The organism is Cypionkella sp. TWP1-2-1b2 (genome assembly GCF_049896245.1).
Lineage (GTDB): Bacteria > Pseudomonadota > Alphaproteobacteria > Rhodobacterales > Rhodobacteraceae > Cypionkella.
On record NZ_JAFCTX010000018.1, the window covers coordinates 58,021 to 80,545 of the forward strand.

General features: G+C 61.6%; 17 protein-coding genes and 1 pseudogene. 9 read left to right on the forward strand and 9 right to left on the reverse strand.

What is annotated here, in order from left to right:
* The first annotated feature begins 16 nt into the window (after positions 1-16).
* The 3 genes from ACP7AP_RS13305 to ACP7AP_RS13315 are packed head-to-tail and all read left to right on the forward strand — an operon-like array spanning position 17 to position 4,254.
* Positions 17-1,453, forward strand: a complete 1,437-nt coding sequence (locus ACP7AP_RS13305) for an APC family permease (protein ID WP_426034693.1) — start codon at positions 17-19, stop codon at positions 1,451-1,453.
* 59 nt (positions 1,454-1,512) lie between these two features.
* The gene (locus ACP7AP_RS13310; RefSeq protein ID WP_426034694.1) at positions 1,513-3,003 is read left to right on the forward strand and encodes an aldehyde dehydrogenase family protein; all 1,491 of its coding nucleotides are present in this window, start codon (positions 1,513-1,515) and stop codon (positions 3,001-3,003) included.
* A gap of 21 nt (positions 3,004-3,024) precedes the next feature.
* Positions 3,025-4,254 (forward strand): Tm-1-like ATP-binding domain-containing protein, encoded by a 1,230-nt coding sequence (locus tag ACP7AP_RS13315; protein WP_426034695.1) that lies wholly within the window; start codon positions 3,025-3,027, stop codon positions 4,252-4,254.
* Positions 4,255-4,258: 4 nt separating this feature from the next.
* Here ACP7AP_RS13315 and ACP7AP_RS13320 read toward each other — a convergent pair whose 3' ends face one another.
* From ACP7AP_RS13320 to ACP7AP_RS13360, 9 genes are all read right to left on the reverse strand, one after another.
* Entirely contained in the window at positions 4,259-4,702 is a 444-nt protein-coding gene (locus ACP7AP_RS13320; RefSeq protein WP_426034696.1) for a MarR family winged helix-turn-helix transcriptional regulator, read from the reverse strand.
* Positions 4,703-4,853: 151 nt separating this feature from the next.
* Positions 4,854-7,028, reverse strand: a complete 2,175-nt coding sequence (locus tag ACP7AP_RS13325) for a beta-glucosidase (RefSeq protein WP_426034697.1) — start codon at positions 7,026-7,028, stop codon at positions 4,854-4,856.
* Complete coding sequence (locus ACP7AP_RS13330; RefSeq protein ID WP_426034698.1) at positions 7,016-7,591, reverse strand: isochorismatase family cysteine hydrolase; 576 nt, start codon at positions 7,589-7,591, stop codon at positions 7,016-7,018. The genes ACP7AP_RS13325 and ACP7AP_RS13330 overlap by 13 nt, the downstream gene beginning before the upstream one ends.
* Positions 7,591-8,640 carry an ABC transporter ATP-binding protein gene (locus tag ACP7AP_RS13335; protein WP_426034699.1) on the reverse strand — a complete coding sequence of 350 codons (1,050 nt, stop codon included), beginning with the start codon at positions 8,638-8,640 and terminating at the stop codon, positions 7,591-7,593. Before ACP7AP_RS13335 ends, ACP7AP_RS13330 begins: the two co-directional genes overlap by 1 nt.
* Positions 8,637-9,407: an ABC transporter permease gene (locus tag ACP7AP_RS13340; RefSeq protein ID WP_426034700.1), complete on the reverse strand. Its 771-nt coding sequence runs from the start codon at positions 9,405-9,407 to the stop codon at positions 8,637-8,639. The genes ACP7AP_RS13335 and ACP7AP_RS13340 overlap by 4 nt, the downstream gene beginning before the upstream one ends.
* On the reverse strand, positions 9,404-10,309 hold the full coding sequence (locus tag ACP7AP_RS13345) for an ABC transporter permease (protein ID WP_426034701.1): 906 nt from the start codon (positions 10,307-10,309) through the stop codon (positions 9,404-9,406). The genes ACP7AP_RS13340 and ACP7AP_RS13345 overlap by 4 nt, the downstream gene beginning before the upstream one ends.
* Complete coding sequence (locus ACP7AP_RS13350; protein ID WP_426034702.1) at positions 10,299-11,369, reverse strand: ABC transporter substrate-binding protein; 1,071 nt, start codon at positions 11,367-11,369, stop codon at positions 10,299-10,301. The genes ACP7AP_RS13345 and ACP7AP_RS13350 overlap by 11 nt, the downstream gene beginning before the upstream one ends.
* A 260-nt stretch (positions 11,370-11,629) precedes the next feature.
* The gene (locus tag ACP7AP_RS13355; RefSeq protein ID WP_426034703.1) at positions 11,630-13,846 is read right to left on the reverse strand and encodes an MGH1-like glycoside hydrolase domain-containing protein; all 2,217 of its coding nucleotides are present in this window, start codon (positions 13,844-13,846) and stop codon (positions 11,630-11,632) included.
* 164 nt (positions 13,847-14,010) lie between these two features.
* Positions 14,011-15,216, reverse strand: a complete 1,206-nt coding sequence (locus ACP7AP_RS13360) for an amidohydrolase family protein (RefSeq protein ID WP_426034704.1) — start codon at positions 15,214-15,216, stop codon at positions 14,011-14,013.
* A gap of 148 nt (positions 15,217-15,364) precedes the next feature.
* Between ACP7AP_RS13360 and ACP7AP_RS13365 the strand changes: the two genes are divergently transcribed.
* The 6 genes and pseudogenes from ACP7AP_RS13365 (at position 15,365) to ACP7AP_RS13390 (ending at position 22,428) form a co-directional block, all read left to right on the forward strand.
* On the forward strand, positions 15,365-16,228 hold the full coding sequence (locus ACP7AP_RS13365) for an FAD binding domain-containing protein (RefSeq protein WP_426034705.1): 864 nt from the start codon (positions 15,365-15,367) through the stop codon (positions 16,226-16,228).
* Positions 16,221-18,965, forward strand: a complete 2,745-nt coding sequence (locus tag ACP7AP_RS13370) for a molybdopterin-dependent oxidoreductase (protein ID WP_426034706.1) — start codon at positions 16,221-16,223, stop codon at positions 18,963-18,965. The genes ACP7AP_RS13365 and ACP7AP_RS13370 overlap by 8 nt, the downstream gene beginning before the upstream one ends.
* The gene (locus ACP7AP_RS13375; RefSeq protein WP_426034707.1) at positions 18,958-20,418 is read left to right on the forward strand and encodes a 6-hydroxynicotinate reductase; all 1,461 of its coding nucleotides are present in this window, start codon (positions 18,958-18,960) and stop codon (positions 20,416-20,418) included. The genes ACP7AP_RS13370 and ACP7AP_RS13375 overlap by 8 nt, the downstream gene beginning before the upstream one ends.
* The gene (locus ACP7AP_RS13380) at positions 20,406-21,269 is read left to right on the forward strand and encodes a UPF0280 family protein (protein ID WP_426034708.1); all 864 of its coding nucleotides are present in this window, start codon (positions 20,406-20,408) and stop codon (positions 21,267-21,269) included. The genes ACP7AP_RS13375 and ACP7AP_RS13380 overlap by 13 nt, the downstream gene beginning before the upstream one ends.
* Positions 21,262-21,847 (forward strand): annotated as a pseudogene (locus ACP7AP_RS13385) (amino acid synthesis family protein). The gene ACP7AP_RS13380 and the pseudogene ACP7AP_RS13385 overlap by 8 nt, the downstream one beginning before the upstream one ends.
* Positions 21,844-22,428 carry an amino acid synthesis family protein gene (locus ACP7AP_RS13390; RefSeq protein WP_426034709.1) on the forward strand — a complete coding sequence of 195 codons (585 nt, stop codon included), beginning with the start codon at positions 21,844-21,846 and terminating at the stop codon, positions 22,426-22,428. Before ACP7AP_RS13385 ends, ACP7AP_RS13390 begins: the two are co-directional and overlap by 4 nt.
* Positions 22,429-22,525 lie beyond the last annotated feature (97 nt).

Below are 22,525 nucleotides of genomic sequence, written 5' to 3' on the forward strand. Positions count from 1 at the left end.
TATCCGGGGGTGCAACATGGCTGAGGCTGGCATTCCTTCAAACCAACTGAAGAAAAACTCACTGAGGGGCGGCGCCATCACCTTTCTGGTGGTCTCGGCGGCGGCACCTTTGACCGGAGCGGGCGGTGGTATTCCGCCCTCGATGCTGTTTGGTAATGGCGCTGGTATCGCCGGCAGCTTTCTGATCGTCACGCTGATCTTGCTGGCATTCTCGGTCGGCTATGTGGCGATGTCACGGCATGTGAAGAACGCAGGTGCGTTCTATGCCTTTGCGGCGCAAGGGCTTGGTGGGCGGTTTGGCGGAGCCGCTGCGATGGTCGCGATCCTGTCCTACAATGCGATGCAGGTTGGCCTGATGGGCCTGCTTGGTGCTGTTGCGTCAGGCACCTTTGCCCAGTTTGGGCTGGAGTTGCCTTGGTATGTCTGGACCTATATCGCCATCGCTTTGGTTGCGGTGCTGGGCTATCGGCAGGTTGATCTGTCGGCCAAGGTGTTGATGTTGCTGGTACTGGCTGAGTTTGCGATTGTCATTTTGCTGAACCTGTCGATCTTGTTCAAAGGCGGCGCGGCTGGCCTCAATCTGCAACCCTTCACTTGGACTCAGATCACCTCGGGCACACCCTCAATCGGTTTCCTGTTCTGCTTTGCGGGCTTTATCGGTTTTGAAGCGACCACGATTTACTCGGAAGAAGCCAAGAACCCCTCGGTGACGGTGCCCAAAGCCACCTATATCTCGGTGCTGGCCATTGGCGTGTTCTACACAGTGACCTCGTGGCTGATGACGATGGGCATTGGCGTGGATCAGTTGTTGCCGACGCTGCAAGGCTTGCCAGACCCCGCGGCATTTCTGTTCATTCTGGGCGAAACCTATATCGGCAGCACCCTGACCACGGTGATGGGCGTGCTGTTCATGACCTCGATCTTTGCAGCGGTGCTGGCGTTTCACAACGCTGTGGCGCGGTATAAGTTCGTCGCAGGGCGGGAAGGTATTCTGCCGGATGCGGTTGGCTTCACGCATCCGCGCTTTCAAAGCCCGCATATCGGATCGGTGCTGCAAACCATAATCGCTCTGCTAGTGGTGTCTTTGTTCGTGGCCAAGGGCCTTGATCCGGTGCTGAACCTGTTCGTGTGGATGACCCAAATGGGCACTTTGGGTGTGCTCGGCTTGATGGCCTTGACTTCGTTTGCGATGATTGCCTTCTTTGCCACGGATGCGATGGGTGAAAACATGCTTTCGGCCAAAGTGCTGCCTTTGCTGACTGGCGTGGTGATGGCCTATTTGTTCTTCATCATCTTCCGCGATTTTGGCGCGCTGACCGGGTCGCAAGGTATGCTGTCCTGGGCGATCCCGGCCTTGGTGCCGTTGTTTGGCGTGATTGGTTTTGCTTTGGCCTCAGCCTTGGCCGCCCGTGATCCGGCGCGGTTCAAGGATTTGGGTAAATCGAAAGCCTGATCTGTATCCCATAGGGCGGCTGGCAACGGCTGCCCTTTTTCATGCCTAAGGAGGCTCTCATGGCCACGCCGACCCAAAGTGATATCGACCGTCTTGCCGCTCTTGCGGTGCCTGCGGGCAAACTGCTGATTGATGGCAAATGGCTGGCGGGTGAAGCGGGTGAGACGGTGGTGCTCTCGCCGATCAATGGCCAAAAACTGACCACAACCGCCGCCGCCTCGGCTGGGGATGTGGCGCGCGCGGTGGCTTCGGCACGGGCGAGCTTTGAGGCGGGGATTTGGTCGCGGATGCCGCCTGCGGGTCGCAAAGCCGTTCTGCACCGATTGGCCGATCTGATCGAGAAAAACAGTCTCGAACTGGCGGTTTTGGGCGTGCGCGACAACGGCACCGACATTGGTATGGCGCTGAAAGCCGAGCCGGGCAGCGCTGCTGGCACGTTCCGCTATTACGCCGAGGCGATTGATAAGGTTTACGGCCAGATCGCGCCGACCGCTGACAACATTCTGGCGCTGATCCACCGCGAACCCGTTGGTGTGGTGGCCGCGATCGTGCCGTGGAATTTCCCGCTGATGGTCGGGGCGTGGAAGATTGCGCCTGCGTTGGCTGCGGGCAACTCGATCGTGCTGAAGCCTGCTGAAACTGCGTGTCTAACCTTGCTGAAACTGGCTGATCTGGCGCTGGAGGCCGGTGTGCCGCCGGGCGTGTTCAACGTCGTGACCGGGCCGGGGCGGGTGACGGGTGAGGCTTTGGCGCTGTCGATGGATGTCGATGTGATGGTGTTCACCGGATCGGGGCCGACCGGGCGGCGCTTGTTGGAATATGCAGCACGCTCGAACCTGAAGCGCTGCTATCTCGAACTGGGCGGCAAAAGCCCGAACGTGGTTTTCGCCGATGCGCCTGATCTGGCCGCAGCTGCAAAAGCCGCTGCAATGGCGATTTTCCGCAATGCCGGGCAGGTTTGCGTGGCGGGCTCGCGGCTGTTGGTGGAGACTTCGGTGCATGACGAATTTGTCTCTATGCTGGCTGTTAGTGCCGAAAAAATGCTGGTTGGGAATCCTCTCAGTCTTGCTACCCAGATCGGCGCGGTGAATTCCGACGTGCAGTTGCAGGGCAACCTCGGTTTCGTCAGTGATGCGGTGAAAGAAGGCGGCGAGATCGTTCTAGGTGGCAAGCGCACGCTGCTGGAAACCGGCGGCTACTACATGCAGCCGACTGTGGTGACAGGTGTGCGTCCCGACCATCGTCTGTTTCGCGAAGAAGTTTTCGGCCCTATCCTCGCTGTAACGCCGTTTAGGGACGAATCTGAAGCGCTGCGGCTGGCAAATTCCAGCGACTTCGGGCTGGCTTCGGGCGTTTGGACCTCAAACCTAAGCCGCGCGCATCGGATGGTACGCGGGATACGCGCAGGGGTGGTGCATGTGAACACCTATGGCGGGTCAGATAACTCTGTGCCTTTGGGTGGGGTGAAGCAGTCTGGCAATGGCCATGACAAGAGCCTGCACGCGCTGGACAAATATACCGATCTGAAAACTGCATGGATTCAGCTGTAATAGAGACTGTTTGGGAACATCATGGGCAATCGCATCCTGATCGTCGGCACTTATGACACCAAAGACGACGAGTTGACCTATCTGGCCGATGTGATCCGCAAGCAGGGCGGTGAAGCCCTGACGATGGACGTCTCGGTGCTGGGCAACCCCAAAGCGGCGACGGATTGGTCGAAGCATGATGTGGTGGCCGAGGCCGAAACCACCATTGGGGTAATCATCGCGGCTGAGGATGAAAACGTCGCGATGCAGGCGATGGCGCGGGGGGCGGCGGCGTTGGCGGCGCGGCTGCATCGCGAGGGGCGGTTTGATGGGGTGCTGGTGTTGGGCGGATCAATGGGCACCGATCTGGCGTTGGATCTGTGTGCGGCGCTGCCACTCGGGGTGCCGAAATATGTGGTCTCGACCATCAGTTTCAGCCCGATGATTCCGCCCGCGCGGTTGGCGGCGGATATTCAGATGATCTTGTGGGCGGGCGGGCTGTATGGGCTGAATTCGGTCTGTAAGGCCTCGCTGTCTCAGGCCGCAGGAGCGGTGTTGGGCGCGGCGCGGGCGGTGGAGGCTCCGGCGTGGAAGAAGCCGCTGATCGGGATGACCGGCTTTGGCAAGACGGTGCTGCGCTATATGGTGGCGTTGAAACCGGCACTGGAGGCGCGCGGGTTTGAGCTGGCGGTGTTTCACGCCACCGGCATGGGCGGGCGGGCGTTTGAGAGTTTGGCGGCAGATGGCGCGTTCGCGGCGGTGATGGATTTCGCACCCCAAGAGGTGGGCAATCATTTGTTCGGATCAGCGATCTCGGCGGGGGCTGATCGGATGACCCATGCGGGACGGATGGGCATTCCGCAGATGGTGTCGATTGGCTGCTATGATTTGATCGACTTCGTGGGCTGGCAGCCGCTGCCCGAGGTGTTTCGCGACACGCCCGCGCACGCGCACAATCGGTTGCTGACGTCGGTGGCGCAGACCCCGGACCAGCGGCGGGACCTGGCGCGCGAGATGTGTGGGAAATTGGCCGGGGCTGCGGGGCCGGTGGTGTTTTTCTTGCCAGTGCGGGGCGGCAATGAGTGGGACCGGGCGGGCGGGCCACTGGAGGATGCGGAGGGTTTGGCGGCATTTTGTGACGAGATGCGGCTGGTTTGCCCGCAGAATGTGGAGTTGGTGGAATTGGACGCCCATATAAACGATCCGGCCTTCACAGACACTATTTTGGAGCGGTTTGATCGTTGGGTGGCGGCGGGGATTGTGAAGATTTAGCGCGTTATAGTTTCGCTAGCAGCGTCAAAAGCTGTGCTGTTTCGCGGGCGGACAGGGCGCTGGTGGTCTTGGCGGAAACTTCAAACGCTGTTGGTAGGGTGGCTGTCACAAAGGTCTCGCCCTCAGCTGTCAAAGACACATCCAGCCGTCGCAGATCGCTGGTGGAGGCTTGGGTTTGCACAAAGCCCTTCTTGCGCAGGCGGGTGACAACGCCGTTGGTGGTGGCGGCGTCCATGGCGACGAGGCGGCCAAGGTGGTTTTGCGACATCACGCCAAGCTGGTGCAGTTTCACCAAGGTGGCAAATTGGGTGGGGGTTACGTCTGACAGCGCGGCTGCGAAAATTTCCAGATGGCGCTGGTTGGCAAGGCGCAGCAGGAAGCCGATTTGATCCTCTAGCACATAGCTGTTGGGGTCGGGGCTGTTTGTATCTTGGGCCGCTTCGCTCAACGCTATGTCTCCACTGTGCTGGGTCATTTTCAGACGCCGTTACAAGTACATAACCGGAGCGGGGCGGGCGGTCTAGGGTTTCGACGCAGCATCAAGCGCCTGTTGCAGGGCAGGTTCGGGCAGGCTGTCGGCAATATACCAACTGAGCGTGTCATAGAGGCCAAGGAAAGAGCTTCGGCTGTTGTCGATTAGGCTCTGTGCCTGCGGTTTTGTCATCGGCAGGTTCGTGCAGAGCACGGCCAGCAAAACGGCTTCGGCGCGGGGGTCGGCGAGCAGTTTGTTGGCGGCGGTGGTGGTGCGCAGGGGGGGCAGGGGTCTTTGCTTGGTGGTAGCCTTGAACTTCGGCGGTGAGGCGGATGTCGCGGCTGGAGGCGGCGGCCTCGACGAGGAAGGCGTCACCGCGCAGCACGAAACGGCCTTCGGTTGGGTCGAAATGGCTGAAGTCGCGCGGGGTTAGGGTTAAGGTCAGGGTGGCCGTGTCGCCGGGGTTTAGGGCAATTTTACCGAAGGCTTTGAGTTCTCGCAGGGGGCGGCGCAGGCTGGAGTTTAGCGGGCGGATATAGAGTTGGACGATTTCTTTGCCGGCGCGGTCACCGATGTTGGTAAGGGTGATTCGGGCAATGATAGAGCCTATTGGGGTGATGTGGTCAGCGGATAGCGTGAGGCTGTCATAGCGGAATTTGGTGTAGCTTAGGCCGTGGCCGAAGGCGAATAGCGGGATGATCTCGCGGGCGTCATAGCCTCGGTAGCCCACAAAGATGCCCTCGGAATAGGCGTGATGCAGGGCTTCGGGCGGATAGCTGAGGTGGCCGGGGATGTCGGACAGCTTTTGTGGGAAAGTGGTGGTGAGTTTGCCGCAGGGGTTGGTTTCACCGAACAAGACGCGGGCGATTGCCGCGCCGCCGCCTTGGCCGGGATAAAAGCAGGCGAGGATGGCGGCAGCGTCATTGGCCCAAGGCATTTCGACGGCGTCGGGGGAGGTTATTGCGACGATGATGCGGTGGGATTGGGCGAGGCTGGCGATCAGGACGTCTTGGCCGGGTGCGAGTTGCAGCGATTGGCGGTCTGCACCTTCGCCCTCGGCGCCGCTGTGGTGGCTGGCGAGTATCAAGATGGCATCGGGGGTGAGGGTTGCGATCTCGACTGTAGTGGCGGTGAAGGGAAGATGGATGGTTGTGGCAAGCCGGGCGCGGATTTCATCTAGGGGGATGTCGACGCGGGTGGGGGGGGTGGAGGCAGAGCCCGAGCCTTGGATGGTGGGATTGGTCGCGCCTTCACCAATTATCAACAGCCGGAAGTTAGCCTTGGGCAGCGGCAAGGTGCCGTCGTTTTGCAGCAGGACGAGGGATTCGGTGGCGATGTTTTGGGCGAGTTGGTGGTGGGCGTTGGGGTCGTTTGCCGGCGCTGGCTTGGCGAACTTGACGCGGTTTAGGAATTGCAGCATCCGCGCGGTGGATTGGTCTAGGCTTGCCAGTGACACGGTTCCGTTGGCGATGGCTTGGCGCAGGGCTGCGCGACGGCGCGGGCTTTCGGGCATGTCAAGATCGGTGCCTGCGAGAAGGGCGGCGGGGCGGTCTTTGATGGCGTGCCAGTCGGAAATGACGAGGCCACCGTAGCCCCAGTCTTCGCGCAGCACTTGCGTTAGAAGCCAAGGGTTTTCAGCGCATTGCGTGCCGTTCAGCGGGTTATAGGCGCTCATCACCGTCCACGGATTGCAGCGGGCGATGGCGCGTTCAAAGGCGTAGAGGTAAATTTCGCGCAGAGCGCGTTCGCTGACATCCGAGCTGACGTTGGTGCGGTCAATCTCGGAATTGTTGCAGGCGAAATGCTTTAGCGATGCGCCGACGCCGTGGTCTTGCAAGCCGTTGATCATGGCTGCGGCGAGGTCGGCGCTTAGGATCGGGTCTTCGGAGTAATATTCAAAAGCGCGGCCCGCGAGGGGGGTGCGACGCAGGTTGATGCCGGGGCCGAGCAGCAGGTGAACTCCGGCGGCTTTGCATTCAGAGGCCAGCGCCGTGCCCATTTGATAGGCGAGGTCGGTGTCCCAAGAACAGGCGGACAGGTTGGCGTTGGGAAAGCAGGTGGCGGGCAAAGTGGTGCCGAACATGCCGTCTTTGGCGATGTTGAGGAGTTGGGCGAGGGTGTCGGTGGCATCGGCCCCGGCGTCGATCTGGGTGGTGGAATAGCGCAGGCCGTAAGCGCCGTCTGTCATGATGATGGACGGGATGTTGGCGTGGGGGATCGGCTGGCTGCGCCAGAGGCCGCGACCGTGGAGGAGGGTGATTTTTTCCGCGGTGGTCAGATCGGCGGGGGCTATTTCGGCCATGCGGCGATGATTTCTTCTGTGGTGGCGAGATCAACTTGGTTGGGCAAGCGGCGGGCGATGATGGTGAGGGTGGCGTCGTGGGCGGCTGCATCAGAACTGGTGACGGCATCGGTGGCGATGATGACGCGCAGGCCAAGGTCAACGGCAGAGAGCAGGCTGGCGTAGACGCAGGCGTCGGTTTCCGCGCCAGAGAGGATGAGTGTGTCGGTTTGATTCAGGAGCGGTAGGACGGCGGGGAAGATTGAGTAGGTGGTTTTATCGAAGATTTGGGTTTTGTGGGCGATTTGGTTGATGGGCTGGATGTGGTCGAGGATTGCGGCGTCTAGGCCGGTGACCTGCGCATAGGCTTGGTAGAGGTTTTGCCAGCGGCCCGTTGAGGCTTCGGGGTGCGACGGGGTGATGAAGCGGGAGTAGAGGGTGTTCTTTTGCGTGGTTTGGCAGAGAGTTAACACGTTGGGCAGGATGTCGGCGATTGTGGGGACGTGCCAGCCGTGCGGCTCAGCAAACAGGCGTTGCAGGTCGATGACGACGTGTTTGGTGTGGGGCGAGATCGGCGCAAGCATCAGTCTTGCACGGGGATGGAATGGGCCGGGGACCAGTGCAGGGTGATCGTGTCGCCTTCGCGCATCAGGGTGCCGTCGCGGTTGGCTTGGAATAGTTTCAGGCGGGTGCCGTCGGGGGTTTGCAAGAGGTAGGACAGCGCGGGGCCTGCGTAAATGACGGTGAGGATTTGGGCGGCGATTTGGTTGGTCGCTCCGTCAATCGGGGTGGGGGACATTTTCTCGGGGCGGATGGCGAGGGTGGCTTTTTGACCCGGCGCGGGAAGGGCGGCGGTGGTTTGGATGAGTGTGCCGTCGGGGAGGCGGACTCCGCCCGCTTCGACGGTTCCGGTGAGGAAGTTGCTGTCGCCGAGGAATTCGGCGGCGAAGCGGGTTTGCGGGTTTTCGTAGATGTCTTCCGGGGCGCCGGATTGCACGATGCGGCCTTTGTCGAGGATGGCGATGCGGTCGGACAGGGTTAGCGCCTCCTCTTGGTCATGGGTGACGAAAATGGTGGTGAGGCCGGTTTGGCGCTGGATGCGGAGGAGTTCGACCTGCATTTCTTGGCGCAGGCGTCGGTCCAGGGCCGACAGTGGTTCGTCCAGCAGCAGGACCGAGGGCTTGATCACCATAGCGCGGGCCAAGGCGACGCGCTGTTGCTGGCCGCCCGACAGGTTCTTCGGCATGCGGTTGCCGAAATCGGAGAGGTGGACCATCTCCAAAGCCTCGGCGACTGCTTTCGCGGCGTCCGCGCCTTTGATGCCGCGGCGTTCCAGCCCGAAGGCAACATTGCGGGCGACGGTCATGTGGGGGAACAGGGCATAGGATTGGAACATCATGCCGATGTTGCGGCCCCAGACCGGGATGCCGGTCACGTCTTTGTCGCCGATTGTCACCTCACCTTGGTCGGGGGCAACGAAGCCCGCGATGATGCGCAACAGGGTAGTTTTGCCGGAACCTGACGGGCCTAAAAGGCTGGTGAAGGTGCCTTGCGGAAACACCGCGTCAATCTCGCGCAGCACGGGGACCGCGCCGAAGCTTTTGGCGACGTTTTGGACGGAAACACTGGTCACTTGGGGGCTCCGGGTTTGGCGAAACGGGCGAAGATCAGGATGACACTCATTGACCCCAGCAGAAGCAGGGTCGAGATGGCGTTGATCTCGGGCGTGAAGCCCTTGCGGATCGCGGAATAAATCTGCACCGGCAGAGTGGTGTAACCGGGCGAGGACAGGAAATACGAAATCACGAACTGATCCAGCGAGATGGCAAAGGCGAACAAAGCCGCACCAAGGATCGAGGGGAACAACAGCGGCAGGGTGATCGCGAAAAAGGCGTGGATTGGGGTAGAACCGAGGCTCATCGCGGCTTCTTCCAGATCGGCACGGACCGATTTCATGCCAGTGCCGACGACGAGGATGACGTAAGGCACGGCGAGGGCGACGTGGCCGATGATCAGCGCATGCATACCGCGCCCGATGCCGGTCCAGAAGAAAAAGATCAGCATGGCGGTGCCGGTGATCAGCCACGGAATCGCGATGGGGGGTAGCAGCAGCAGTTGCAGCAGGCTGCGGCCCCGGAAGCTGCGGCGCGACAAAGCGAGGGCGGCGAGGGTGCCGATGGCGGTGGCGACCACGGCTGTGGTCACGGCGAGGACGATGGAATTGAAGCTGGAGGTGAGGAGTTCGGTGTTTGTAGAAAGCGCGGAATACCAACGGGTTGAGAATTTGAACGGCAACTCATACAGCGCGGATTCGTTGAAGCCCATCGCCATCAGAACAAGGATGGGGGTGTAGAGGAAGATCAGGATCATCCCGAGGAAAATCTGGCCTAATCGGGTCACGCTGCGCCTCCCGATCCACGGCGCAGCACGCCGGAGAAAGTGGCGAAGATCGCCATGGTGACGGCCAGAAGGGTGAAGGACAAAGACGCGCCCAAAGGCCAGTTAAAAGCTTGGGTGAATTGATCCTCGATCACGGTGCCCATGGTGACGCCGACTTTGCCGCCCAGAATGCGCGGTTCCATGAAGGAGCCGATCACGGGCACGAAGGTCAGCACGGCACCGGAAATCAGGCCCGGGGCTGCGAGCGGGATCAGGATTTTGGTTAAGATCACCCACCAGCGCGCGCCAAGGCTTTGCGCGGCCTCAATAATCGCGTCGTCTATGGTGGCAAGCGCGATGTAGCAGGTGAGGATCATATAGGGCAGATAGCCGTGGACAAGGCCGATCACGATGGCTTCGCGGCTGTACAGGATGGCGATGGAGCCTGCGGCGGGGGCGATCCAGTGCCAGATATTGTCTAGGAAACCGTTCTCGCGCAAAACCATCGTCCACGAGAACACGCGGACAAGGCCGTTGGTCCAGAACGGTAGAAGAATGAGGATCAGCAGGGTTTCGCGGCGCGCGCCATGAGTGCAGCGCACCAAAGCGAGGGCGGCGAGGAAGCCAAGGATAGCGCAGGCGAGGGTGGTCCACAGGCCCATCAGCAGCGTGTTGGTGGCGATTTTGATCAGGTAGGGCTGGTCGATGAAAGCGCGGTAGTGGCGCAGGGTGAACTCGATCGGGGCTTTGCCCATCGGGGTTTTGTTCATGAAGCTGAACAAGAACATCGTCAGTAAGGGCAGAAATACCGCAAGGGTCAGCCAGCCGTAAGCGGGCAGCAGCAGGGCGGTGGTGGACACCCATTGCGGCAGGATGCGCGCGCCTTTCGACGCGCGCTGTGGCGTTGAAACCTCACTCGGCATAGAAGGCTTTCACTTCTTGCCACAGGTTGTTGAAAGCCTCACGCCGTTCATCCGGCATCGCCGACATCACGTTTTTGCTGACCATATATTCCGGCTTGTGGACCTGTGCCGAGAGGTCATCAGCAGGAAGGGCAGCGAGGGCTTTGGCATTGGCGGAAGCCGGTGCGCCGACTTTGGTGGCCCATTCGACGTAGAATTTCGGATCAATCATCCAGTTGATGAAGGCGGCAGCGCCCTCGGGGTTCGGCGCACCCGTGGCCATCGCAAGACCGTCAACCCAGACGATTGCGCCCTCGGACGGCACGATGAAATCGACGGGCAGTTTGGCGTTGCGGCGTGAACGGACAGCGCCACCGGACCAGAACACCGACACGTCAAATTCATTGGCTGCGAAGGATTTGTTCCACTGATCTTCCGACGACCAGAGCATTTTGACGTTGGGCTTCAGGGATTTCAGCGCTTCGGTGATGGCGGGCAGATCGGTGGGATCGTTGATATCCTGCCCGGTCATCAGAGCGCCCATGGCTACGGCGATCATCGCATCGTCGTCCATCGCGAAACGGCCGGCATAGGCGGGGGCGGCGAGGTCTTTGTAGCTGGCGATGGTGATGCCTTCACGGGCGGCAACCGAAGTCATGCCCCAGACCCATGGCACCGCATAGCCTTTGCCGTCGATGGTGAAGTTCGGATTGGCGAGCAGGTCTGGATTCACGTCGGCGGCGTTGGGAACCATGGACAGATCCGCAGGCGCGATCAGGCCTTCGGTGGCGGCGGTCGAGACACGGGCCGAGTTCAGCAGAACCACATCATAGGCCCCGGGATTGGTGCGCATTTTGGTCAGGCTTTCGGCCTCGGACGAGAAGTAATCGTGGATGACTTCAATGCCGGTGGCCTTCTGGAAGGCTTCCAGCGACCAAGCCTCATCGGTGCCGTAGCCTTTCCAGTTCAGCACGGTGATTTTGCCACCTGCGGCGCGGGCCGGCAACGCGGTGGATGCGCCAACCGCAGCGATGGCCGCCGACAGCAGCCGCAGCGTGTCGCGTCTTGAGAAATTCGACATATCAGACCTCCGTTAAGCCCAATTGCTGGGCCGCTGTTATGGTGGACCGTCGGTGATGTGACGGCAAGCAGGCTTAGGGCGCGGGGACATAGCTGTGCCTCCGGCAAATGCTGGTTTTCGTGGTGTTGGTTTGGGTTTTGAGCCCGGTTCTCCCTGCCAACGTATCGCTTCAAGGGTGGCGATTATTTGTTGGTGTACATACTATTATTTTGTCGGGACATTCTGTCAAATCATTTTTACGGGTTTTGGAAAAGGCTGATTTAGTTGGGGAATATCACGTCGAGTTTCGCGGCTTGGTCTGCGGAGGTGATGTCGAAGGCAAAACCGCTTGCGATTGGGATAGCGCGAATCACCTTGCCGTTGAGGTGGGCGATAAGCGGGGCTTCGGCAGTGGTGCGGTGCAGGATGATTTGGCCAGCGGAGGTGACGCGGTGCAGGGTCGCCGTGGTGCGGCTGGGGTGGAGGTGTAGCTGCGTCAGGGTGCCAAGGAAGGTGAACGAGAGGGCGGGTTGGGTGTTGATTGTGGCAGTGAGGGTGGCGTTTTTGACTGTGACGGAAAGCGGGCCGAAGGGGGAAACCATAGGGCCGCAATGGGTGGGCTGGGCATTGTTGGTGAGGGTCAGGCCGTGCCATGGGTCGATGTCGACGAGTGCAGAGACGGCCATCAGGGGCAGTAATCCGGCCCAGATGTAGAACGGATCGGTATCGCCTTGGTCCATCGCCTCGCCCGTGGTGGCGTTGTAGTTTTCGGCGGCGATGCGGTTTGTACGCCAGTTTTGTAGGAACAGGTTTAGGCTTTGTTCGGCCAATAGGCTTGCTTCGGCATAGTGACCGCTGCGGCGCAGGCCGAGCCAGACGAGGTAATTGATGTTGGGCCAGATGCGGCCGCGCCAGTACACGTTATCGGCAAAGGCGGGGTCGTCGCGGGTGGCGTTGGGCAGGGGGTATTTGCCTGCGAAGGTTGCTGGATTGGCGAGGTGGCGGAGGAGGTGGGTGGCTTGTTCTTGCGTGGCTGCGTTGCACAGCAGGGGGTAGAAGCTGGTGGGGGAAAGCGATTTGACGAAAGCGCCGTGACGTTGGCGGTTGGCGAAGATTTGGCGGGTTTCGTCCCAGAGATGGGTTTGAATCAGGCCACGGTGGTTTTTGGCAAGGGTGTCAAACTCGGCGGCATCGTCGTTGTGGCCTAAAGTGGTGGCGATCAGGGCAAGCATTTCGGCGTCTAGGGCTACGACGCAATTTAGACCGAGATCCCAGGTTGAGAGGCTGCGGGTTTCGGGTTGATAGATCGCCTCGTCATGGGTGGCGGAGTTGTCCATGCCGGTTTCATTGCGCGCGCCGAAGGCTGTGCCCTTATACAGCGCTTCGCCCACGTCAGAGCTGCCGCAGGAGATCAGGCCAGTGCCCTCGGGGTCGCGCATCTCGCGCCACCAGCGTTGGTTGCGGGCCATGGCGGGGTAGCATTGCTCCAGGATCGAACGCTCACCTGATCGCTGGTAGAGTTGCCATGCGATCAGGCTGCCAAGTGGCGGTTGGCTGCGGTCGACCCATGTATCGCGCGAGGTGGCGATGCAGGCGAAGTTGCCTTGTGGCGTCGCGGCAGAAAGGGCGGTGGCGAGGTTTTCCCTTGCAAGTTCGGTGTCGAAGATGCCTGCAAGCAGGGCGGCGTAGGTTTGGTCGTTGTGCCAGACAGCGTAAGTGCCAAGGTTCCAGATCCGGGTGACGGCGGTGTAGGGGCGGTTGTTGGGGACATCCCAGATGGTGTTCCAGCCGACGATATCGTGGATGGCTGACAGGGATTCGGCATGGGGTGTGGTCGGGTCTGCAGCGGGTTGTTGGGCGAATAGGGCGGCTTTGGCTGCGGCGATGGCGAGGGCGGCGCTGTCGGCTACGGCGGCGGCATAGGTGCCGGAGCGCATCATTTCGAGGTTGAAGCGGAGGGCTAAGACGGGGGCGGATGTGGCGCGGCTGTCGCGGGTGAAGTAGCCGTTTTCGGTATAGTCGTCGCAGAGGGCGTCGAGGGTCGCGTGGCCTGTGACTTGCACGGGCGGGTGCTGCGTGGCGATGGCGGTGAAGCGGTCGCCGGATTGCAGCAGGGTGATGTTCTGGGTGGGATCGAAGCGGGCTTCGGTGCCATCCTCGGCGGAAATGGCGATGTTGACCCAGAAGCGCAGGCCCCATTCGGCAGTCTTTTGAGCCGTCCATGTGGTGCGGAAGGCGAAGGGCTGGGGCTTGGTGGTGGCGAAGGCGAGGGTGGTGCCTGCGAGGTCAGCTTCGAATTCGATCAGGGAGCCTTCAATGTTGTGGCGGCCCAAGCGGAGGGTGTCTGTGCGCGGTTCCAGCTTGATGCATTGGCGCAGGCGCGAGGAGTAGAGCAGCGGTGTGACGCGGATGCCGAGGGGGAGGAATACCATCTCGCCGGGGCGGTCGGACCACGAGTTCCATGCGCGGGCGGTTGAGACATTGGGGTGTTTCAGCATGGTTTTACCCTTGGTTTACGGCAGTTCAGGCGGTGTTTCATCTTACCTTATGCCTGCGTTTTTGGCCATCAATGGCCTTCCCAGCGGGGAATGACTTGTGTGATCTGATGGATCGGCCACAAGATGTTGTGGCCGACAGTGGTTTTTGGCGTGTTCAAGCCGCTTTAGTGGCCAGAACCTGTGCTGGGCGCGGGTTGACGCTCTACCGTGGGGATGCGCCAAGCGGGGGGGGTGTTGCGGCTGCGGTGGCTGGTGATGGCACCGTCGATGATGGTCATGCCGATGCCGGGCAGGTTGCCGAACTGGATCGATTCAAGGATGGTTTTGCCGGGGGTGTGCTGGGCTTGATCCATCAAAACCAAGTCGGCGCAGAAACCTTTTTCGATCATCCCGGTGTCGAGGTTGCGCTGGCGGGTGGTGTTGCCGGTGCCAAAGCAGAGCGCCAATTCGGCGGGCATATTGCCGAGGCTGGAGAGCATGGCGATCATCCGCAGGATGCCGAGCGGTTGCACGCCGGAGCCTGCCGGACCATCGGTGCCGAGGATGATGCGGTCAAGTTCTTTCAGCTCTCGCGCGGTGTTCAGGGTCAGCAGGGCGGCGCGTTCGTTGCCGTTGTGGACGATTTCTAAGCCCGCCTTGCAGCTTTCGCAGATGCAAATGATTTGATCATCAGGCAGGGCGGAATGGCCGCCGTTGATATGGCCGATCACGTCGGTGCCGGTTTCCAGCACCATATCGGCGTCGATAAGGCCAGAGCCGGGGATCGAGGGGCCACCGGTGTGAATCGTGCTTTGGATGCCGTATTTGCGCGCCCAGTTGACCATTTGCTGCGCGGTTTTGCCATCTTTGACTGTGCCGAGGCCAACCTCGCCCAGCAGTTTGACGCCAGCATCGGCGAGGTCTTTGAAGTCTTGCTCGACCATGCCGTGTTCAATCACGGGGGCACCAGCCATGACTTTGACGCCAGAGGGGCGGAAATTTTCGTACCAACGCTGGGCGGCAATCGCCATTGCCTTCAGGCCCACGACGTCGCGCGGGCGGCCCGGCATGTGGACTTCGCCCGCAGAAATCAGCGTGGTGACGCCGCCATGCAGGGTGGAGTCGATCCAGTGTAGTTGTTGCTGGCGCGGGGTGTAATCGCCGATCACCGGATGGACATGGCTGTCGATCAGGCCGGGGGTGAGGGTCGCGCCATTGGCGTTGATCAGGGTGGTGGCGTGTTCGGTGTCAAGGTCGGCGGCACGTCCCCAATCGGTGATCTTGCCATTTTCAGCGATCAGGCAATCGGCGTCGAGGATGGGTTGCTCCATCCGTCCAGACAGCATCAGACCGATGTTATGGATCACCAGTTTTGTGGGTTGGTCAGACATTTTGGCCTCCTGATTTATTCGTAGGCTAACATGTTTATTGTGTGGATCAAGAGGGATGGTTGGGGTTGCGAAAGATAGCATTTGACAGAATGGGCGGCGCGGTTTCTTATTCGTATGCGAACATGTTTTGATGCCGGAGATTCCTGCGATGGCCTATCTTTCCCCTGACAATATGGCGGATGCGTTTGCGGCGCTGGAGCGTGGTGGCGTGTCGGTGATTGCGGGGGGGACGGATTGGTTTCCGCAAGCGGGTGAGGTTTTGCCGAAAGTGTCGCTGCTGGATGTGACCGGGCTGCCTGGGTTTCGCGGGATCTCGAAAGTGCCGGGGGGCTGGCGGCTGGGGGCTGCGACGCGGTGGAGCGATGTTGTGGGGGCGGCTTTACCGGGCTGTTTTGACGGGCTGAAGGCGGCTGCGCGCGAGGTGGGATCTGTGCAGATCCAGAACGCGGGAACTTTGGCGGGGAACCTGTGCAACGCTTCGCCTGCAGCGGATGGGATGCCGCCGCTGTTGTGTCTGGGGGCCGAGGTGGAATTGGTGTCGCGGCGCGGGGTGCGGCGGTTGGCTTTGGCGGAGTTTGTGACGGGGGTGCGGCGGACGGCGCGGGCTGCGGATGAGCTGGTTTCGGCGGTGTTCGTGCCTGATTTGGCGGCGGGGACGGTGGCGGGCTTTCGCAAACTGGGGGCGCGGCGGTATCTGGTGATCAGCATTGCGATGGTCGCGGCAAGTTTAAGGATTGAGGCGGGCCGGATCGTCGATGTGCGGGTCGCGGTGGGGGCGTGTTCGCCTGTGGCGCGGCGGTTGTCGGTGTTGGAGGCTCGGCTGGAGGGGCTTTCGGTGAGGGCAGATTTGTCGGTGAATGTGGCTGATTTGGCCGGGTTAGAGCCGATAGCGGACGTGCGCGGGTCGGGGGAATATCGGCTGGAGGCGGTGGTGGAGATGGTGTCTCGGCTGGTGGGCGATCTGGTGCAGCAGGGGGTTCGGTTAGAGCAGGGGGTTCGGGCGGATGGATGATTTGCGGGCTGCGGTGGATGTCGGCTTTGTGCTGAACGGTTCTGCGGTGTCTGTGGCAGCGGAACCGGGCGAGCGGTTGTCTTATGCTTTGCGGGAGCGGTTGGGCGCGCGCGAGGTGAAGATTGGCTGCAATGCGGGGGATTGCGGGGCTTGTTCGGTTTTGGTTGAGGGCGATGTGGTCTGTGCCTGTCTGATGGCGGCGCATCAGGCGGCGGGGAAGCGTGTTGAGACGGTTAAAGGGGTGCTTGCGGGGGCCGAGGGGCGGGCGCTGGTCGACAGTTTTCAAGATCATCAGGCGGCGCAATGCGGGATCTGCACGCCGGGGATGATGGTGTCGGCGGTGGCTTTGCTGCGCGAGGTGCCGAAGCCTGATGCGGGGCAGGTCCAGGATGCTTTGGGCGGGGTTTTGTGTCGCTGCACCGGGTATCGCAAGATTATTGACGCGGTGGTGGCGGCGGGGTCGGGGGTTGCGCAAGCGCAGGTTTCGGGCGGCGTTGGTGTGGCGATGCGACGGCTGGACGGGCTGGCAAAGGTTGAGGGGCGCGAGGCGTTTGGCGATGATGTGGCGCCTGATGGGGCGCTGGTGGTGAAGGTGATACGCTCGCCTCATCCGCGGGCGGGGTTTGTTTTTGGCGATTTAGAGACGTTTGTGGCCGGGTTGCCGGGGGTGGAATGTGTGCTGACGGCGGCGGATGTGCCGGGGCGCAATGCGTTTGGGGTTATTCCGGCCTATGTCGATCAGCCGGTGTTTGCCGAGGGCGAGGCTCGGCATCGCGGTGAGGCTGTGGCGGCGGTTGTTGGTATGGCGGAGGTGATGGCTGCGTTTGATCCGGCCAGTTTTCCGGTGACGTGGCAGGTATTGCCTTCTGTGCAGACGGTGGTGGAGGCTTTGGCGGAGGGTGCGCCGTTGTTGCATGAAACCCGTGCGGGCAATGTGATGTGCGGCGGATTCGTGAAGCGCGGGGATGCGGATGCGGCGCTGAAACGGGCGGATGTGGTGGTGGAGGCTCGGTTTGAGAGCGGCTTTGTTGAGCACGCCTATATCGAGCCGGAGGCGGGGTTTGCGCAGGTGGTGGATGGGCGGGTGGAGATTCATGCCTGCACGCAGGCGCCGGTGATGGATTTTGACAGCATGGCCGAGATTTTGGCGATGCCGCGTGAGGCTATTCGGATCGTGCCGACTGCGGTGGGTGGCGGGTTTGGATCGAAGCTGGATATTTCGGTGCAGCCGTTTGTGGCTTTGGCGGCGTTGAAGACGGGCAAGCCGGTGCGGATTACTTATTCGCGGCAGGAGTCTATGCAATCGACCACCAAGCGGCATCCTTCGGCGATTCACTTGCGGATTGGGGCGACGAGCGACGGCCGCCTGAGTGGGATGCGGTTTGAGGGGGATTTCAACACCGGGGCTTATGCGTCTTGGGGGCCGACGGTGGCGAATAGGGTGCCGGTTCATGCCTCGGGGCCTTATTTCGTGCCGGATTATCTGGCGCAGTCGCGGGCTATTCATACGCATTGTCCGTCTTCGGGCGCGTTCCGGGGCTTTGGCGTGCCGCAGTCGGCGATTGCGCAGGAGAGCCTGTTTGACGCTTTGGCGGAGAAGTTGGGCATGGATGCGCTGGAGTTTCGGCTGCTGAATGCGTTGGAGAATGGCCAGCCGACCGTCTGCGGGCAGGTGTTTGCGCAGGGGGTGAGGATTAAGGCTTGCTTAGAGGCTTTGCGTCCGGCTTGGGCGGCGGGCAAGGCGGAGGTGGCGGCTTTTAACGCGGCGCATAGAGGCGTGAAGCGCGGGGTGGAAATTGCTTCGGGCTGGTATGGCTGCGGCAATACCTCATTGCCGAATCCGTCGACGATCAAGGCGGGGCTGCGGGCGGATGGGGTGGTGGTGCTGCATCAGGGGGCGATGGATATTGGGCAGGGGTCCAACACCGTGATTGCGCAGATTTTTGCCAGCGCCTTGGGGGCGGATGTGCGGGATTTGGTGCTGGTGGGGCCGGATACCGATGTGACGCCGGACGCGGGGAAGACCTCTGCCTCGCGGCAGACGTTTGTGACGGGGAATGCGGCGCGGCTGAGCGGGCTTTCGTTGCGGGCGATGATTTTAGAGCGGTGCAATGCGGCGGTGGATGCGGTGTTGCGGTTTGATTTGGGCGTGGTGGAGGTGACGGACGCCGCGGGGGTGCATCGGGTTGAACTGGCCGATTTGGCCCCCGACGCTGAGGGATATGTGCTGCGGGCGGTGGAACGCTATGATCCGCCGACGTTGCCGCTGGATGCAAATGGGCAGGGATCACCCTATGCGCAGTTTGGCTATGCGGCGCATCTGGTGGTGGTTGAGGTGGACCTGAAGCTGGGGCTGGTGAAGCCTTTGCGGTTTGTGGCGGCGCATGATGTGGGGCGCGCGATCAATCCGCTGCTTGTGGAAGGCCAAGTGCAGGGCGGCATTGCGCAGGGGCTGGGGATGGCGTTGACCGAGGAATATCTGCCGGGGCGCACCGAAAATCTGCATGATTATCTGATCCCGACGATGGGCGATGTGCCGCCGATTGAGACACTGATCATCGAGGAGGCAGACGCGCATGGGCCTTATGGCGCGAAGGGGTTGGGCGAGCATGTGCTGATCCCGACCGCGCCCGCGATCTTGAATGCGATCCGTCATGCGACGGGGGTGGCGATGACTCGCGTGCCTGCGACGCCTTCACGGGTGCGGGCGGCGTTGAAGGAGGCTGGTTATGAATGAAGCTGTAACGGCGGAAAAGATCCGCTGCGATGCCTGCCCGGTGATGTGCTACATCGCGGACGGGCGGGCGGGGGCCTGTGATCGTTATGCCAATCATGCCGGGGTTTTGGTGCGGCTTGATCCGTTGACGGTGTTGCAATCGGGGGCGGTCGCGGTGCCCTTTCTGGATGGGCAGCAGGACGATTGGGACGGCGATGTGATCAAGGGCAACCGGCCGTTTATCACGGCGGTGGGGGCGGGGACGACCTATCCAGACTACAAGCCTGCGCCGTTTATCGTCAGTCAGGCGGTGGAAGGCGTTGATATGGTCACGGTCGTGACCGAGGGGATTTTCAGCTATTGCGGCGTCAAGGTGAAGATCGACACCGACCGGCATATCGGGGCCGAGCGGGCCTATGTGCGGGTGGATGGTGAGGCGATTGGGCATGTGATGACGGGGGAATATGGATCCTCCATGCTGTCGCTGGGTGGGGTTTTGCATCTGACGGGGGGCTCGAAGAAAGAGGGCCGGGTGACCTGTGATGCGCTGATGCGGCTGTGCAATCGGGAAGCGGTTGAGGTTTCGATTGACGATGGCGCTGTGGTGATTTTGCAGGCGGGGCAGGCGCCTGTGATCAATGGCGTGCCGGAGAAGTTGATGCGGGTGGGCTGTGGCTCGGCGACGATTGGGATGTTTGCCAAGCAATGGGTCGGGCATGTTGATGAGGTGGTGGTGGTCGATGACCATATCACCGGGGTTTTGTCGGAACATCAGGCGGGGAAGTTGTTGGATGTGGCCCCTACGGGCATCAAGATGAAGGGGCGCAGGTCGACTCCGGGGCGGTATTTTCAGGTGGCGCATCCGGGGACGGGCTGGGGCGGCACCGATGTGGATGATCCGCTGACGATTTTGAACCCGTTTGATGCGAAGGTGGCTTGGCCGGGGTTGCGGATGCTGATGGTGTCGACGACGGGCGAGCAATGGGCGTATTACGAGCTGGATGCGGGGCTGGTGCCGAGGGCGGTGGAGGCTCCGGCGGTGATCCGGGCGTCTGCCGAGCGGATTGCCGAGAATTGCGAGCCTTCGGTGTGTTCGGTGCTGTTCATGGGCGGCGCGGGGGGATCATTGCGGGCGGGGGTGACGACCAATCCGGTGCGGTTGACGCAATCGGTGAAGGCGGCTTTGACGCGGGTGTCTTGTGGGGGCGCGCAGGCTTACGTTTGGCCGGGGGGCGGGATTACGGTGATGGCGGATGTGATGGCGATGCCATTGAATTCGTTTGGTTATGTACCTACTCCGGCACTGGTCGCGCCTATTGAGTTCACGCTGCGTCTGTCGGATTATGCGGCTTTGGGCGGGCATTTGGACCATGTGCAGCCGGTTGAGGCGGTGATGGGGGCAGCGGTGCGGCGGGTGGAGCCGGGGGAAGGGCGTGATCCACAGGATGCGCGGAATTTTCCGTGGGGGCGGTAGTGGGGGCTACGGCGCGGCTGTTGCCGGATGGGGAGCGGCTGCATTTGCAGCATGGGCCGATTGATCTGATCATCGGGGCGGAAGGGGCGCGCGAGGCGGCGTTTGAGGCGGCGCGGGCGCGGTTTGAGACGATTTTGGACGAGTTGGTGGCGGAGTTGGCTTTGCTGCGGCGTGCGGTGGGCGATTGGCCTGCGGGCGTTGTGGCGCGGCGGATGGTGTCTGCGGTGCGGCCTTATGGCGCGCAGTTCGTGACGCCGATGGCTGCTGTGGCGGGGGCGGTGGCGGAGGAGGTTCTGGCTGCGATGGTTGCGGCTGGGCCTTTAAGCCGTGCTTATGTCAATAATGGCGGGGATATTGCGTTTCATTTGTCGCAAGGCGAGCGGTTTCGGATGGCTGTGGCGGGGTTGGATGGTGCGGCTTTGGGGCGGATTGATGTGGGGTTTGCTGATGCCGCGCGCGGGGTGGCGACGAGTGGCTGGGGCGGGCGGAGTTTTTCCTTGGGGATCGCGGATGCAGTGACGGTGTTGGCGGCTTCGGCGGCGGAAGCGGATGTGGCGGCGACGATGATCTGTAATGCGGTGGATTTGCCGGGATGTGCGGCAGTTGAGCGTGCGCGGGCTGACAGCTTGCAGCCGGATAGCGATTTGGGCGCGCGGCTGGTGACGGTATCCGTCGGGGCGCTGAGTGCGGATGAGGTGGCTTTGGCGCTGGGGCGCGGTGTGGCTGTGGCCGAAGGTATCTGTGGGCGCGGGCTGGCGGTGTCGGTGGCGCTGTTTTTGAAGGGGCAGGCTCGGATGGTCGGGCTGCCTGCGTTGACCTTAATTCCTGACGGGAGCCTGTGTGATGCCTGAAGTTATCCTGCGCAAAATTGCGACTGTGGTGGAGGAAATCTTCCATGAGGGCGGGCCGGTCTCAAGCCATCCGCCAAAGCGGGGGGCGATTATGGCGGTAATTTTCAATCCTTTTGCGGGAAAGTATGTCGAGGATCTTCAGCCGTTTATGGAAGATTTGAAGCCTTTAGGGCTGATGATGGCGCAACGCTTGCTGGCGGTGTTGGGCGGTGATGCGGCGGCGATTGAGGGCTATGGTAAGGCTACGCTGGTCGGTAGCGCGGGCGAGTTGGAGCATGGGGCTTTGTGGCATGCTCCGGGTGGCTATGCGATGCGCGAGGTGTTGGGCGGGGCGAAGGCGATTGTGCCATCGGCGAAGAAAGTGGGCGGCATGGGCGCGCGGTTGGATGTGCCGATTACCCATGTGAATGCGGCTTATGTGCGCAGCCATTTTGACTCGATGGAGGTGGGGATGAACGCTTCGCCGCGTGCGGGCGAGTTGATGGTTGTGCTGGTGATGACGACGGGGCCAAGGGTTCATTCGCGGATGGGGGGGGCTGGAGGCCAGTCAGATCAAGGGCGAGGATGGGCTGCGATGAGCGCGGATATTCGCAAGATTGCGGTCTGGGTTGAGGAAACTCATATGGAGGCGGGGCAGATGGTGGCCCCTGCAACGCGCAAGGCGGTGGCGGTGGCGGTGATCGCTAATCCGTTTGCCGGGCGGTTTGTCGAAGATCTGACGGTGCTGATGGATATTGGCGCGGAGTTGGGCGCATTGTTGGGGGATCGCTGCATGGCGGCCTTGGGGATTTTGCCTGCGCAGGCGCAGAGTTACGGCAAGGCGGCGATGGTGGGCGAGCTGGGCGAATTGGAACATGCGGCGGCTATTCTGCATCCGAAACTGGGCGCGCCGTTGCGGGTGGCGGTGGGTGGCGGGGCGGCATTGGTGCCGTCGTCGAAGAAGATGGGCGGGCCGGGGCAGGTGCTGGACGTGCCGTTGGGGCATAAGGATGCGGCGTTTGTGCGTAGCCATTTTGACGCGATCGAGGTGCGGTTGAACGATGCGCCGCGGGCGGACGAGATCATGGTGGCGGTGGCGGTGACCGATGGCGGGCGGCCCTTGGCGCGGGTGGGTGGTTTGACGCATGAGGCGGCTGAGGGGCGCGACGGGCTGCGGTAGCGGGCTTGACTGGCGAAGCCGGGGGTTTCACACCCCCGGACCCCCGTGGGATATTTGAGCCAAGATGAAAGCAAATTTTAGGTAAATTTGAGGGATT

Bases quoted from the DNA above. Each gene is read 5' to 3' on its own strand.
- ACP7AP_RS13305 (WP_426034693.1), top strand. From the start codon at position 17: ATGGCTGAGGCTGGCATTCCTTCAAACCAACTGAAGAAAAACTCACTG.
- ACP7AP_RS13310 (WP_426034694.1), top strand. From the start codon at position 1,513: ATGGCCACGCCGACCCAAAGTGATATCGACCGTCTTGCCGCTCTTGCG.
- ACP7AP_RS13315 (WP_426034695.1), top strand. From the start codon at position 3,025: ATGGGCAATCGCATCCTGATCGTCGGCACTTATGACACCAAAGACGAC.
- ACP7AP_RS13325 (WP_426034697.1), bottom strand. From the start codon at position 7,028: ATGGCCGAAATAGCCCCCGCCGATCTGACCACCGCGGAAAAAATCACC.
- ACP7AP_RS13330 (WP_426034698.1), bottom strand. From the start codon at position 7,591: ATGCTTGCGCCGATCTCGCCCCACACCAAACACGTCGTCATCGACCTG.
- ACP7AP_RS13345 (WP_426034701.1), bottom strand. From the start codon at position 10,309: ATGCCGAGTGAGGTTTCAACGCCACAGCGCGCGTCGAAAGGCGCGCGC.
- ACP7AP_RS13350 (WP_426034702.1), bottom strand. From the start codon at position 11,369: ATGTCGAATTTCTCAAGACGCGACACGCTGCGGCTGCTGTCGGCGGCC.
- ACP7AP_RS13355 (WP_426034703.1), bottom strand. From the start codon at position 13,846: ATGCTGAAACACCCCAATGTCTCAACCGCCCGCGCATGGAACTCGTGG.
- ACP7AP_RS13360 (WP_426034704.1), bottom strand. From the start codon at position 15,216: ATGTCTGACCAACCCACAAAACTGGTGATCCATAACATCGGTCTGATG.
- ACP7AP_RS13365 (WP_426034705.1), top strand. From the start codon at position 15,365: ATGGCCTATCTTTCCCCTGACAATATGGCGGATGCGTTTGCGGCGCTG.
- ACP7AP_RS13370 (WP_426034706.1), top strand. From the start codon at position 16,221: ATGGATGATTTGCGGGCTGCGGTGGATGTCGGCTTTGTGCTGAACGGT.
- ACP7AP_RS13375 (WP_426034707.1), top strand. From the start codon at position 18,958: ATGAATGAAGCTGTAACGGCGGAAAAGATCCGCTGCGATGCCTGCCCG.
- ACP7AP_RS13390 (WP_426034709.1), top strand. From the start codon at position 21,844: ATGAGCGCGGATATTCGCAAGATTGCGGTCTGGGTTGAGGAAACTCAT.